General features: G+C 61.3%; 12 protein-coding genes and 1 pseudogene. 6 read left to right on the top strand and 7 right to left on the bottom strand.

What is annotated here, in order from left to right; all coding sequences use genetic code 11:
- Positions 1-2,918: pyruvate:ferredoxin (flavodoxin) oxidoreductase (nifJ, locus tag QVP03_RS09745; RefSeq protein ID WP_288210748.1), on the bottom strand; the 2,918-nt coding region annotated here is incomplete at its 3' end.
- A gap of 788 nt (positions 2,919-3,706) precedes the next feature.
- Here nifJ and QVP03_RS09740 point away from each other — a divergent pair.
- Positions 3,707-4,945 carry a M16 family metallopeptidase gene (locus QVP03_RS09740; protein WP_022333276.1) on the top strand — a complete coding sequence of 413 codons (1,239 nt, stop codon included), beginning with the start codon at positions 3,707-3,709 and terminating at the stop codon, positions 4,943-4,945.
- Complete coding sequence (locus QVP03_RS09735; RefSeq protein WP_022333275.1) at positions 4,942-6,207, top strand: M16 family metallopeptidase; 1,266 nt, start codon at positions 4,942-4,944, stop codon at positions 6,205-6,207. The genes QVP03_RS09740 and QVP03_RS09735 overlap by 4 nt, the downstream gene beginning before the upstream one ends.
- Positions 6,208-6,390: 183 nt before the next feature.
- Here the strand turns inward: QVP03_RS09735 and rsmA are convergent, their stop codons facing one another.
- From rsmA to recQ, 6 genes are all read right to left on the bottom strand, one after another.
- Positions 6,391-7,395 (bottom strand): 16S rRNA (adenine(1518)-N(6)/adenine(1519)-N(6))-dimethyltransferase RsmA, encoded by a 1,005-nt coding sequence (gene rsmA / locus QVP03_RS09730; protein WP_022333274.1) that lies wholly within the window; start codon positions 7,393-7,395, stop codon positions 6,391-6,393.
- Positions 7,388-7,792 carry a GNAT family N-acetyltransferase gene (locus QVP03_RS09725; protein WP_022333273.1) on the bottom strand — a complete coding sequence of 135 codons (405 nt, stop codon included), beginning with the start codon at positions 7,790-7,792 and terminating at the stop codon, positions 7,388-7,390. The genes rsmA and QVP03_RS09725 overlap by 8 nt, the downstream gene beginning before the upstream one ends.
- Positions 7,793-7,855: 63 nt before the next feature.
- Complete coding sequence (locus tag QVP03_RS09720; RefSeq protein ID WP_018694971.1) at positions 7,856-8,095, bottom strand: hypothetical protein; 240 nt, start codon at positions 8,093-8,095, stop codon at positions 7,856-7,858.
- A gap of 1 nt (position 8,096) precedes the next feature.
- Complete coding sequence (locus tag QVP03_RS09715; RefSeq protein ID WP_018694970.1) at positions 8,097-8,291, bottom strand: hypothetical protein; 195 nt, start codon at positions 8,289-8,291, stop codon at positions 8,097-8,099.
- A 3-nt stretch (positions 8,292-8,294) separates the two neighbouring features.
- Positions 8,295-8,513 carry a hypothetical protein gene (locus tag QVP03_RS09710; RefSeq protein WP_022333272.1) on the bottom strand — a complete coding sequence of 73 codons (219 nt, stop codon included), beginning with the start codon at positions 8,511-8,513 and terminating at the stop codon, positions 8,295-8,297.
- Positions 8,514-8,587: 74 nt separating this feature from the next.
- Positions 8,588-10,780 carry a DNA helicase RecQ gene (gene recQ, locus QVP03_RS09705; RefSeq protein ID WP_022333271.1) on the bottom strand — a complete coding sequence of 731 codons (2,193 nt, stop codon included), beginning with the start codon at positions 10,778-10,780 and terminating at the stop codon, positions 8,588-8,590.
- A gap of 100 nt (positions 10,781-10,880) precedes the next feature.
- Here recQ and lptB point away from each other — a divergent pair, with 100 nt between their 5' ends.
- From lptB to QVP03_RS09685, 4 genes and pseudogenes are all read left to right on the top strand, one after another.
- Positions 10,881-11,702 carry an LPS export ABC transporter ATP-binding protein gene (gene lptB, locus QVP03_RS09700; RefSeq protein ID WP_022333270.1) on the top strand — a complete coding sequence of 274 codons (822 nt, stop codon included), beginning with the start codon at positions 10,881-10,883 and terminating at the stop codon, positions 11,700-11,702.
- A 66-nt stretch (positions 11,703-11,768) separates the two neighbouring features.
- The gene (gene aroA, locus QVP03_RS09695) at positions 11,769-13,013 is read left to right on the top strand and encodes a 3-phosphoshikimate 1-carboxyvinyltransferase (RefSeq protein WP_018694966.1); all 1,245 of its coding nucleotides are present in this window, start codon (positions 11,769-11,771) and stop codon (positions 13,011-13,013) included.
- A gap of 5 nt (positions 13,014-13,018) precedes the next feature.
- A complete protein-coding gene (locus QVP03_RS09690) occupies positions 13,019-13,996 on the top strand; it encodes a chorismate synthase (RefSeq protein ID WP_022333269.1) in 978 nt (325 codons plus the stop codon).
- Positions 13,996-14,410, top strand: a pseudogene (locus QVP03_RS09685) (peptide chain release factor N(5)-glutamine methyltransferase); the annotation flags it as partial. The gene QVP03_RS09690 and the pseudogene QVP03_RS09685, both read left to right, overlap by 1 nt.

Below are 14,410 nucleotides of genomic sequence, written 5' to 3'. Positions count from 1 at the left end.
CAGCCGTCGCCGCCGATGATCCACTGCGACTTCTTCACCAGCCAGTCCTTCATCTCCAGGATATCCTTGCAGTAATCGCAGCCGCAGGCCTCCATCATCGGGACGAGGCGCGCCGAGACCTCGGCCGATTTGGCCGACGAACCGCGCGCGGCGATCCACTCCTTCATGACGCCCTTCAGCTCGTCGGAGCATTTCGTACAGTTGGCAATCGCCTCCTCCATCCTGGCCTGGATGCGGTCGCGGAGTTTCTCGACGCCGAGGTGCATACCCAGGCCGAATTCGGCGTTGTCCTCGAATAGCGAGTTCGCCCATGCCGGGCCCTGGCCCTTGTCGTTGGTGCAGTACGGGGTCGACGGTGCCGAGCCCGAATAGATCGAGGTGCAGCCCGTGGCGTTGGCAACCATCATCTTGTCGCCGAACAGCTGCGAGATAGCCTTGATATAGGGAGTCTCGCCGCAGCCGGCGCAGGCACCCGAGAACTCGAACAGGGGCTGTGCGAACTGGAGATTCTTCACCGACTTGGTCTTGTCGACGACCTGCTTGTAGCCGATGTGCCGGGTGATGTACTCCCAATTCTTCTGCTGGGGCATCTGCTCCTCCAGAGGGCGCATCACCAGCGCCTTCTCCTTGGCCGGGCAGACGTCCACGCAGTTCGAGCAGCCCGTACAGTCGAGCGGCGAGATCTGGATGCGGAACTTGTACTCCTTGGTCTCGCCCAGCCCCTGCTTCCATTCCACGCCCGATGCGGCGGCCTCGGCCTCCGTCGCGAGGAACGGACGGATCACGGCGTGCGGGCAGACATAGGCGCACTGGTTGCACTGGATACAGTTCTCGATCTTCCACTCGGGAACATTCACGGCGATGCCGCGCTTCTCGTAGGCGGCCGTGCCGTTCTCCCACGTACCGTCCTCACGGCCCGTGAAAGCCGATACCGGCAGGTCGTCGCCCTTCAGCCCGTTGATCGGCTCGACGATCTTGCGCACGAATTCGGGACACGAAGCGTCAGAGACGTGTGCGAAGCCCTTGTCGTCGATCTGTGCCCATTCGGCCGGCACCTCGACCTTGACCACGGCGTTGCCTCCGGCGTCGACGGCCGCATAGTTCATGTTGACGATGTCCTCGCCCTTCTTGCCGTAGGATTTCAGGATGGCATGCTTCATCTCGTCGACAGCCTTGTCGAACGGGATGACGTTGGCGATCTTGAAGAATGCCGACTGCATGATGGTATTCGTACGCGAACCCAGTCCGAGCTCGGCGGCGATCTTCGTGGCGTTGATGATATAGAAATTGATCTTGTTCTTGGCCAGATAGGCTTTCATATGGTCGGGCAGCGTGGCGCAGGTGGTAGCCGCGTCGTGCACCGAGTTGAGCAGGAACGAACCGCCGGCTTTCAGCCCTTTCAGCACGTCGTACTTGTCGACGTACGAAGGCACGTGGCAGGCCACGAAGTCGGGCGTGGTGACCAGGTAGGGCGAAGTGATCGGCAGGTCGCCGAAACGCAGGTGCGACGAGGTGTAACCGCCCGACTTCTTCGAGTCGTACGAGAAATATGCCTGGCAATATTTGTTCGTCGTGCCGCCGATGATCTTGATCGAGTTCTTGTTGGCGCCTACCGTACCGTCCGCCCCCAGGCCGAAGAACAGCGCCTCGAATGTACCGGGCTTGGCGAGCGAAATCTCCTCGCCCACGGGCAGCGAGCGGAAGGTCACGTCGTCCACGATGCCCACCGTAAACTGGTTCTTGGGCTCGTTGGCCCCGAGGTTGGCGAACACGGCCAGCATCTGCGCCGGCGTGGTGTCTTTGGACGAAAGGCCGTAGCGGCCGCCGATGATGAGCGGTTTGCGGTCGGCCGGAATATCCTTGCAGTTGGCGAATGCCTCGACGACATCCAGGTAGAGCGGGTCGCCGTTGGCACCCGGTTCCTTCGTACGGTCGAGCACGCAGATGCGCTTCACCGTTTCGGGCAGCACCTCGCCCAGGTATTTCACCGAGAACGGGCGGTAGAGGTGTACCGTCACGACGCCCACCTTCCCGCCACGGGCGTTCAGGTAGTCGACCGTCTCCCTGAGGGTTTCCGTCACCGAACCCATCGCCACGACGACATGCTCGGCATCTTCTGCCCCGTAGTATACGAACGGCTTGTACTCGCGGCCGGTGATCTTCGAAATCTCGCGCATCGCCTCGGCAACCATGTCGGGCACGGCGTCATAGAAACGGTTGGCGGCCTCGCGGGTCTGGAAATAGATGTCGGGGTTCTGCGCCGTACCGCGGGTGACGGGATGCTCGGGGTTGAGCGCCCGCCGGCGGAACTCAGCCAGCGCATCGCGGTCGAGCATGGCGGTCAGGGCGGCCTCGTCGATCAGCTCGATCTTCTGGATCTCGTGCGAGGTACGGAAGCCGTCGAAGAAGTGCAGGAACGGCACGCGCGATTTGAGCGACACGATGTGCGCCACGCCCGCCAGATCCATCACCTCCTGTACCGACGAGGTGGCCAGCATGGCGAACCCGGTCTGGCGGGTGGCCATGACGTCCTGGTGGTCTCCGAAAATCGACAGCGACTGTGCGGCCAGCGCACGCGCCGAGACGTGGAACACGCCCGGCAGCAATTCGCCGGAGATCTTATACATATTGGGGATCATCAGCAGCAAACCCTGCGACGCGGTGAACGTCGACGTCAGGGCACCGCTCTGCAGCGAACCGTGCACGGCGCCTGCGGCACCGGCTTCGGACTGCATCTCGACAACTTTCACCGTTTCGCCGAAAATATTCTTGCGACCCTGGGCGGCCCACTCGTCCACGAGTTCGGCCATGGTCGACGACGGCGTGATGGGATAGATCGCCGCAACTTCCGAGAACATGTATGCAACATGTGCCGCAGCGTAGTTACCATCACAAGTGATAAATTTCTTTTCTGCCATTTTGTTGAAATTTTAGATGATATTGTGTGTTTTTCCTGGATTCGGGACAAAATGCGTTGCAAAGATAACAATTCCGGCGGAAAAATCAGTCCGATTTTCTGACAAATCATCCGGTTTTTTCACTACGCAGGATGTTATTGGAATAACAACGGGGTTGTTATTTATTTAACAACGAACTCGCGGATAATCACCGACTTGCCGAACTTATTATCCGATAGCGGATTACCCGCCACTCCCTCGCGGGCACAGTCCGGGCTGTGCGTGCACGGGGCCGGAGCGCCACCCCTGCCGGCAAGACAAATCCCGGGCCGGAAAAAGCAGCGGAATTTTTTCACAGACACATTGGCGGTTGAGAAAACAGATATTTTTTTGGCCGTCAACAAATTTTACGCGGCGAAACACTGGGAAATAAAGGCCGATAAATAGGTTGTTCGGGCGCGGCGATTGCAAATCGGGATTTTTTTCCTAATTTTGTTCCATAATTCGTTCTTTACATATCATCGTGTATAAACGATAGTATTGGGGCCCTAAAATCTGGTAAATTTTTTGTTATCCCACAATACAGATCGTACCCAGAAGGGTGCGTGCTGTGATTTGTGGGATAGAGGCTGACCAGAGCCATGGGCCACAGGTTCGGCACCACTCTTCCCGTTTTCTGCCGAAGCGTTTTCCACACGCAGCGGCAGGGTAATGGATTCCAATCCCCAAACTTCATAGTCTTCGAATCCATCTTCAAATGAGGCGTCACTAAATTTTCCTGCCGCTGCTTTTTTACTATCTTTGCATCCATGATCGAATACAAGAAGAGAACACTGGCGAACGGCCTGACGGTCGTCGTCAACCGGGATAAGGCTTCGAAACTCGCCGCAGTAAACATATTATATAAGGTCGGGGCGCGCAACGAGAACCCCGCGCGCACGGGTTTCGCCCATCTGTTCGAACACCTGATGTTCCGCGGCACGCGCGAAATCCCGAATTTCGACCTGCCCGTGCAGATGGCCTGCGGCGACAACAACGCCTTCACCAACAACGACTATACGGATTTCTACATCACCCTCCCGAAGGACAACATCGAGACCGCACTGTGGCTCGAAAGCGACCGCATGGAGGGGCTGGACATCACCCCCGAAAAACTCGAGGCGGAGAAACGCGTGGTGATCGAGGAGTTCCGCCAGCGCTACCTCAACCAGCCCTACGGCGACCAGCCGATGCTGCTGCGGGCACTGGCCTACAAAGTCCACCCCTACCGCTGGGCGACCATCGGGCTCACGCCCGACCACATCGCCGGAGCGACACTCGACGACGTACAGGCCTTCTACCGCACCCACTACCACCCTTCGAACGCCATCCTGTCCGTCTCGGCCGACTTCGAGGAGGAGCGCATGCTCGACCTTGCCGAAAAATGGTTCGCCCCGCTCGCCGACCGCACCGTGACTCCTCAGCCCATCCCCCGGGAACCGCAGCAGGAGGCGCCCCGCCGGGAGACGGTCGAACGCGACGTGCCCGCCACGACCCTGTCGCTGGCATTCCACATGGGCGGCCGCACCTCGCAGGATTTCTATACCGCCGACCTGGTCTCCGACCTCCTGTCGGGCGGCGACTCGTCGCGTCTCTACAAACACCTGGTGCAGGAACAGCGCCTGCTGGCCTCGGTCAACGCCTACATTTCGGGCGACGTCGACCCGGGGTTGTTCGTCTTTACGGGGCAACTGCTGCCGGATACCACTCCCGAACAGGCCGAAGCGGCTTTCCGTGCCGAAATCGAGGCATTGCAGAGCGTCCCGGCATCGGACTACGAGGTCGAGAAGGTCAAAAACAAGTTCGAGGCCAACACGCTCTTCGGCGAGCTGAACGTGATGAACAAGGCGATGAACCTGGGCTTCTACGAGATGCTGGGCGACCTGCAGCTCATCAACGGCGAGGTGGCGGCCTACCGTGCCGTCACGACCGGCGACATCCTCGCCTTCAGCCGCCGCACCTTCCGCCCCGGAAACTGTTCCACCCTTATCTACAAAGCGAAAAAATGACACAACCACCCCTCGTAATACCCTCCGACGTCGAGGTCGCACAAGCCGGGAAGAGCCTGCTGGCAAACGGCTCGACACTCTACACGCTCGCCTCGGACGACTTCGAAGTGCTGCGCGTCACCTTCGTGTTCCGCGCCGGTTCGGCCATGCAGCGGGTTCCCTTCTCGGCATCGGCCGCCGCCAACATGCTCGCCGAGGGGACGCGCGACATGACGGCGCACCAGATCGCCGAACGGCTCGATTACTACGGCTCGTACTACGACGTCAACATCGACCGCGACTATGCCTACATCAGTTTCTGCATGCTCTCCAAATTCTTCGACGAAACGCTCGCCGTAGCCGAACAGATACTCCTGCACCCCGTTTTCCCCGAGGAGGAACTGCGCACCTACTGCGCCAAGCGCAAGCAGCGGCTGGCCGTCGAACGAACGAAGGTCGACACCCAGGCCCGCGAGGCTTTCGCCCGCGCCCTCTTCGGGGCCTCGCATCCCTACGGCATCTCGGCCGACGAAGCCCAATACGATAAACTCACGCGCGGGGATGTAGCGGCGTTTTATGAAAGCCACTACACGGCGGACAACGGATTCACGATATGCAGCGGGCGCATCGGCGACCACGAACGGCAGGCCGTCGCGGCGCTGGCGGAACGGTTGCCGCGGCGCAAACCCGAAGCCGGCATCCCGTTCCCGGCACCCGTGACGCAGCACGAAGCGCGGGTCGACCATCCGGGCGCCGTACAGTCGTCGATCCGCATCGGAAGGCTGCTTTTCCCGCGCCAGCATCCCGATTTCCTCGGCATGCAGGTCGTGGCATCCGCCCTGGGCGGCTATTTCGGTTCGCGTCTGATGCAGAACCTGCGCGAGGAGCACGGCTATACGTACGGCGTGGTGGCCGCCATGGTCAACTTCGAACGGGAGGGCTATTTCGCCGTCGCGGCACAGGTCGGGACGGAGGTCACGCAGGACGCCCTGCGCGAGATTTACACCGAAATCGAACGGCTGCGCGCCGAGCCGATGCCCGAGGGCGAACTTTCGCTCGTGAAGAACATCATGGTCGGCGAGATGATGCGTATCCTCGACGGGCCGTTCGGCATTGCCGACGTCACGATCGAGAACATCCTCTGCGGCCGCGACCATACCGTCATCAACGAGAACATCCGCCGCATACAGGCCATGACGCCGGCCGACGTGCAGCTACTGGCTCGGAAATACCTCTCCCGCGAAGAACTGGTGACGGTCATTGCGGGAGACCTGCGAAAATAGACGCCTGTGCATTGCGGCTGCGGAGCAATGCTCCGCCCGCCAAACGGCATGAAAAAAGCACCGGGCTCCCGGTGCTTTTCCATTTCCGCCTCCAGTACACACTGTCCGCCCTTCCCGGCCCGGCATCCGACGACTCGAACCCGCACCCAAACTGCGGTATCCGACGTCCACGACCCGCCGCGATTATTTCCGGTTGGCCGCGACCCAGTCGGTCAGCTGCACGAAATCGGCGACCGAGAGCTGCTCGGCGCGCTGCGTAAAAAAGGGATGTTCTGCGCCGCCGAAATCGCCGAACACCGCCCGCAGCGAGTTGCGGATCATCTTGCGGCGCTGGCCGAATGACGCTTTCACCACCTTCACGAACAGCGCCTCGTCGCAGCCGAGCCGCCCGACGCGGTTGCGGCGCAGGCGGATAACGGCGCTTTTGACCTTGGGCGGCGGGTTGAAAACCGTTTCGTTGACCGTAAAGAGGTATTCGATGTCGTACCACGCCTGCAACAACACGCTCAGGATGCCGTATTCCTTCGACCCCGGAGGCTCCGCGATCCGTACGGCGACCTCCTTCTGGATCATGCCGACGCATTCGGGCACCAGGTCGCGATTCTCAAGCACCTTGAAAAATATCTGCGAGGAGATGTTGTAGGGGAAATTCCCGATGATCTTCAGTCCCCGCGGAAAACGCTCGCGCAGGTTCATCTTCAGGAAATCGCCCTCGATCAGCCGCGGTGCGAACTCGGGGAAATGCGCATGCAGGTATTCGACGCTCTCCGGGTCGATTTCGGCACCGTAGGTGGTGATGTCGCCGCGCCTGAGCAGGAACTGCGTCAGCACCCCCATCCCGCAGCCGACCTCCAGCACGTCGCAGGGGACTGCACCGCCCCGTCCCGCCTCCGCGGCCGCCGGTGCACCGGCAGCGGTCGTATCCGCCGCGATCCGGGCATCGGCCCCGGCAGCCAACCCGGCACCGCCACCGTTCAGGGATCCGACCCCGGCATCGGCACATCCATCCGTCCCCACCCGGGTATCCGCACCGGCACCGGCATTTCCAGCCATATCTGCCGGGGCGGATTCCCCGGCACTTGTCCCCGGCCTCACGCCCCCCGAAAGCGCATCGCAAATCTTGCGCGCGATATTGAGGTCGACCAGGAAATGCTGTCCCAGCGCCTTTTTTGCCCTTACTTCACTCATTTTCGTCTTTCAGTAATTCGTAATAACAGCCGTCCACGAACGCCCCGTTCTTGAAAAAAGCCTTGCGGAACGTCCCGACATGCCGAAACCCGGCTTTCACCAACACCCGCTGCGATGCGGAATTGGTGGCATAAGCCGCGGCAAAGATACGAATTATCGGGGTATTTGCGAACATCCACTCCACGGCCTGCCGGACGGCCGCCGTCATCATGCCCCGCCCCCGGCAGCGGCTTGAGAGCCAGAAGCCGATTTTGGCGCCGAAGCGCTCGACATCCGTCCCGAGCACGAACCCCACGCCGCCCACGGCCTTGCCGCCTGCCACGACGGCGAAATCCAGCGGCAGGAAACAAGCCCGCTCTTCCGGAATAAAACTGCCGCCCCGGGAAAACCGCCCCATCGGAAACCGCAAGCCTCCGCCCGGAAACCGAACCGCCGGGCAACGATGTCCGGCGGATGAAGGTCAGCGTTTCGACCGGCGGGATTTTTTCTTTTCCTGCCGCTCCCGGGCACGGCGTTCGAGCCGCACGCGGCGCTGCGTGAGGCGGAACGTATAGAGCAGCCCCACGAAACCCACGCCGAGCAGCGTGATCCAGAACCACACGGCAATGCCGCGCTCCATATACTCCAGGGCGTAGATTATCCCGGCCACCGCCACGATCATCATCACGAGGCGGACTATCTGCATCACATTGGTTTTCATATCAGTCTTCGTTTTGCGTATTTTTGCGGCCCATGCTCCGGGCGCGGACGGCCAAAATCCCCGACGCACCGATCAGTACGAGCGGCACGTACCAGATATCCCGCCCGTCGTCGGACAGGATCCGCCACAGCGAAACGACGCCGCACACGAAGAAAAACACGGACATGATCGTCAGGAACCGTTGCATGGCACACATAGGTTACGGTATTTTGTATTTGTTCACCTCGTCGAGGTGCTTGCGTTTGCGCTTGTGGCATTCGTTGTACACCATCCCGACGCCTGCAAGCACGAACAATACGGCCACGACAAGGTCGAATATACAATTGCTGTTCGACAAGGCCCAGAATATATTGACTCCGAGCCACACGAGTGTCACGATCAGGAAAATCACGGCAACAGTAAAAGTCTTTTTGTTCATAGGCGTATTATTAAGTTAGTGTCAATCCTCGGAACAGTGACGCAACAGCCGTGGGATGGCAGGTGTCCAGGGCGTCAGTTGCCCTGCTCGCAAATGAATTTGATACGCACCAGACGTATCTCCTCCTCCGTATAGTCGGCCCCCAGTTCGTCGATGGCCGCATCGAGCGAATCGCTCTCGGCGTCCTCCTTGAAATAGAGGTAAATGTCCTCGATCTTGTCCTCGTCCATAAAGTCCCTCAGATAGTACGAGATGTCGAGCTTCGTACCCGAGTTGACGATGCCTTCTATTTCGGTCAGCAGTTCGTCGAAATCGAGGTCTTTGGCGCGGGCGATATCCTCGAAATCCATCTTCCGGTCGATGGACTGGATGATGAAGATCTTGTTGCCCGACTTGTTGCCGACCGACTTGACGATCATGTCCTGCGGGCGGATGATCTCCTTCTCCTCGACATAGGCCTTGATGAGCTTGACGAACTCCTCGCCGAACTTGCGGGCCTTGCCCACTCCCACGCCGGTGATGTTCTGCATCTCCTCGATGGTGATCGGGTACTGCACGGCCATGTCCTCGAGCGACGGATCCTGGAAGATGACGAACGGCGGCAGCCCGTGCTGCTTGGCCACTTTCTTACGCAAATCCTTGAGCATCGCAAAGAGTTCCTCGTCCGCCGCGCCGCCCTTGCCCATCGGGACGACGGCCTCGGCCTCCTTCTCCTCCTCGTCATAGTCGTGGTCGAGCGTCACGGTGACGGGGAAAGGCATGGCGATGAAATTCTCGCCCTTGCGGTTCACCGAGATCAGCCCGTAATTCTCGATATTCTTGTCCACCAGCCCCAGGATCAGCGCTTGGCGCAGCACGGCGCCCCAGAAACGCACGTCGTGCTCGGCACCCGCCCCGAACCACTTGCTCTTGTTGTGGCCGTAGCTCTTGATGAGCGCCGTGGTCTTGCCCGTGAGCACGTTTATCAGGTAGTCGGCCTTGAACTTGTCGCCGATATCGCGCAGCGCCTCGAGCGCCATCTTGAGCGCCGCCCGCGCGTCGATCTTCGGCTTGGGATTCCGGCAATTGTCGCAGTTGCCGCAGTTCTCCTCGGTATACTCCTCGCCGAAATAGTGCAGCAGCGTCTTGCGGCGGCACATCGAACTCTCGGCATAGGACACCGTCTCCAGCAGCAGCAGCTTGCCGATCTCCTGTTCGGCGATGGGTTTGCCCTGCATGAATTTCTCCAGTTTCTGAATGTCCTTGTAACTGTAAAACGTCAGGCAGTAACCTTCGCCGCCGTCGCGGCCGGCACGCCCCGTCTCCTGGTAATAGCCTTCGAGCGACTTGGGGATGTCGTAATGGATGACATAGCGCACGTCGGGCTTATCGATGCCCATGCCGAAAGCGATCGTGGCGACGATCACCTCGACCCGCTCCATCAGGAAGTCGTCCTGGTTGGCGGCGCGCGTCGCGGCGTCCATGCCCGCATGGTAGGCCAGCGCGCGGATGCCGTTGGCCACGAGCAGTTCGGTCAGCTCCTCGACCTTCTTGCGGCTCAGGCAGTAGATGATGCCGCTCTTTCCCTCGTTCTGCTTGATGAAGCGGATGATATCGCGGTCGACGTCCCCCTTGGGGCGTATCTCGTAATAGAGGTTCGGCCGGTTGAACGACGACTTGAACACCGAAGCGTCGGACATGCCGAGGTTCTTCTGGATGTCCAGCTGCACCTTGGGCGTCGCCGTCGCCGTCAGGTGGATCAGCGGCGCGGCACCGATTTCGTTGATGATCGGGCGGATGCGGCGGTACTCGGGCCGGAAGTCGTGCCCCCACTCCGAAATGCAGTGCGCCTCGTCGATGGCGTAGAACGATACCTTTATTTTATGCAGGAAGGCCACGTTGTCCTCCTTGGTCAGCGATTCGGGGGCGAAATAGAGCAGCTTCGTCTTCCCGGCCAGCACGTCGGCACGCACCTGCGCGACGGCCGTCTTGTTGAGCGACGAATTGAGGAAATGGGCGATTCCCGACTCGGCCGAGAAGGTGCGCATGGCGTCCACCTGGTTCTTCATCAGCGCAATCAGGGGGGAAATGACGATCGCCACGCCCTCCATGAGCATGGCCGGAAGCTGATAACAGAGGGATTTCCCGCCGCCCGTAGGCATCAGCACGAACGTATCCTTCCCTTCCAGCACATTGCGGATCACCGCTTCCTGGTTCCCTTTGAACGATGAAAAGCCGAAGTACTCCTTCAGCTTGTCATGCAACAGGGACGATTCAAATTGTTTCATTTCGCCGTTTCTACTCTAAAATCAGAAAATTCAATGTAAAGTTAAAAAACTTTTCGGAAAAAAGCATAACTTTGTAAAAATTTTATAGCAAGAGAACGCAATGCGCCTATACACCAGCGAACTTGTCAAAAAATATAAGGCCCGTACCGTCGTCGACCACGTCTCGATCGACGTCAACCAGGGGGAGATCGTCGGACTGCTCGGCCCCAACGGAGCCGGCAAGACCACGACTTTCTACATGATCGTGGGGCTTATCAAGCCCAACGAAGGGCGCATCTTCCTCGAGGACGACGAAGGCAAGGTCGCCGAACTGACCAAGGAGCCGGTCTACAAACGCGCCCAGATGGGCGTGGGCTACCTGGCACAGGAGGCATCGGTCTTCCGCCGCCTGTCGGTCGAGGACAACATCCGCGCCGTACTCGAAATGACCGATTTCTCGAAGGAGTACCAGAACGAGCGCGTCGAGTCGCTGATCGAGGAGTTCCGCCTGCAAAAGGTGCGCAAGAGCCTCGGCATCCAGCTTTCGGGCGGCGAACGGCGCCGTACGGAGATCGCGCGCGCGGTGGCCATCAACCCGGCGTTCATCCTGCTCGACGAGCCCTTCGCGGGCGTCGACCCCATCGCCGTGGAGGACATCCAGTCGATCGTGGCGACGCTCAAGCACAAGAACATCGGCGTCATCATCACCGACCACAACGTCGACGAGACACTGGCCATCACCGACCGCACCTACCTGCTCTACGAGGGCAAGATCCTCAAGACGGGTACGGCCGAGGAACTGGCCGCCGACCCGATGGTTCGCAAGGTCTACCTCGGCCAGCATTTCGAGCTCAAGAAGAGCCACCAGCTGACCCAGCAGATGAAGAACCGCAAGGGACAGCAGGCGCAGCAGGCCGGGGAGGAGACCGAAACACAGGAATAGAGGCGAGGATTTTAATTTCAGGGTGCCGGCCAACCCCGGTGCCCATAAAAGCATATAACCTACACAATGGACAAGACGGTTCCATTGGGCCGCGTTAAAGGCACGCTGACGCCGCCCTGTTCGAAAAGCTATGCACAGCGTGCCCTGGCGGCATCGCTCCTCTGCGGGGAGACCTCGGTGCTGCGCAACCTGGAATTCTGCGACGACACGCGCTCGGCGCTGCGGTGCATCGAGACGCTCGGCGCCCGCGTAAAGCACGTGGACGCCTCGACCCTTTCGATCGAAGGCGGGCTGCATCCCCGCGGGAAAGTGCTGCACGTCGGCGAATCGGGGCTCGCCACACGGCTTTTCACCCCCATCGCCTCGCTCTGCGGGATGCCCGTCACCATCGAAGGCCAGGGCACCCTGCTACGGCGCCCCATGCACATGATGATCGACCCGCTGCGCCGCCTCGGCGTCCGGGTGCGGGACAACGACGGTTACCTGCCCTTCGAAGTGCGCGGCCCGATCCGGGGCGGGGAGATCGACGTCGACGGCTCGGTTTCGTCGCAGTTCATCACGGGGCTGCTGCTGGCGCTCCCGCTCTCGCAGCACGACACCACGCTCCACGTCCGCAGCGCCGTCTCGACCCCCTATCTGGACATGACCGTCGACACGGCGGCACGCTTCGGCGTGGAGATCTGCCATAACGACTACAAGGAGTTCTACATCGAAGGCGGACAGCGCTACCGCCCGGCTTTTTTCAGCATCGAGGGGGACTGGAGCGCCGCGGCCATGCTGCTCGTGGCGGGCGCCGTCGCGGGCGAAGTCACCGTGAAGAACGTCTCCATGCTTTCGAAGCAGGCCGACACGGCCATCTGCACGGCACTCGTGCGGGCCGGGGCCGCGGTCATCAACGACGAGGACTCCGTGACGGCCTCGCACCGGCCCCTGCGCGCCTTCGAATTCGACGCCACGCACTGCCCCGACCTTTTCCCGGCACTCGCAGCGCTCGCGGCGGCGGCCCAGGGCGAGAGCGTCATCCGCGGCACCTCGCGGCTCGAACACAAGGAGTGCAACCGTGCGGACGCCATCCGCGAAGAGTACGCCAAGGCGGGCATCGAGGTGGACACCTCCCAGGAGGACATCATGCGCATCCGCGGCGGCAGAATCCGCCAGGCCCGCGTGCAGAGCCACGGCGACCACCGCATGGCCATGTCGATGGCCGTCGCAGGACTGCTCTGCGACGGGGAAATGACCATCGAAGGCGCCGAATGCGTAGCCAAGAGCTACCCCGGATTCTTCGAAGACCTGGAAAAAATCAGAATCTGAACGCCATGAATATTTTCGGACACAATTTCAGGCTCGCCATCTGGGGCGAGTCGCACGGCCCGCAGATCGGCATCTCGATCGACGGGGTTCCCGCAGGTATTCCGCTCTCGGCGGAAGATTTCGAAGCCGACCTCGCACGCCGCCGCAGTGGGGCCCGCGGCACCACGCCGCGCCGCGAGCCGGACATCCCGCAGATCGTATCGGGGCTTTATAACGGCATGACGACGGGGGCGCCGCTCACCATCGAATTCGCCAACACCGACACCCATTCGCAGGACTACGCCACCGTAGCCCGCCACTACCGGCCTTCGCACGCCGACCTGGTGGCCTACCACCGCTTCAACGGGTTCAACGACCCGCGGGGCGGCGGCCATTTCTCGGCACGCCTGACCGTGGCGTTCGTCGCCGCGGGCGTCGTCGCCAAGAAGATGCTCCCGCCGGGCATCGCCTTCGACACGCGCCTCACCGAGATCGGCGGATGCACCGACCCTGCGCGCTTCGACGAGGTACTGCGCGCGGCGGCGGCCGACCTGGATTCGGTCGGCGGAATCATCGAATGCCGCGTACAGGGCGTCCCGCTGGGACTGGGACAACCCTTCTTCGATTCGGCCGAAAGCCTGATCGCCCACCTGTTGTTCGCCATCCCGGCCGTCAAGGGGGTCGAATTCGGCAGCGGCTTCGCCGGGGCGCGTCTGCGCGGTTCGCAGAACAACGACCCGCTGCTCGACGTCGAAGGCACCACTGCGACCAACAACGCGGGCGGAATCAACGGCGGAATCACCAACGGCAACGAGATCGTGGTACGCGCGGCGGTCAAGCCGACCCCGAGCATCGGGCGCGAACAGAATACCTACAACCTGGCGACGGACAAGGTCGAGCCGCTCACGATCCGCGGCCGCCACGATGTCTGCGTCGCCCTGCGCGGAGCCGTGGTCGCCGAGGCCGCCGTGGCCATCGCGCTGGCCAACTTGATCCGGCACTGATGTCTGTCCCCGAAACCTCAGCCCCATACGCCCCGCAGCCGCAGGGCGCCCCGGAGGTCACCACCCGCCGCGGGCTCCTCGACCGGCTCACAGCCCGTCTCACGGGACTTTACGACGCCCGCGAGGCGCGGAGCATCGCCCTGGTCGCCCTCGCCGAATCGTCGGGGCTTCCCCTATCGGCCTTGCTGACCGACCCCGGCGCACCGATGGCAGCCGACGGGTTCGAGGCGATGGCCGCACAACTCGCCGCCGGCCGTCCCGTGCAATACGTGGTGGGGCACACGGAATTCTACGGGCACCGCTTCACCGTACGCGAAGGGGTGCTGATCCCCCGCCCCGAAACCGAGGAGCTGGTCTCCTGGGTGGTACACGACGAACGCAGGGCACGGGCCCTGCTCGACGGGGCCCCCGTCA

Origin of the sequence: Alistipes sp. CAG:29 (assembly GCF_000435435.1) — a bacterium.
GTDB lineage: Bacteria > Bacteroidota > Bacteroidia > Bacteroidales > Rikenellaceae > Alistipes > Alistipes onderdonkii.
The sequence above is the reverse complement of the archived record's forward strand: the minus strand, read 5'-3'. Positions and strand labels throughout refer to the sequence as shown.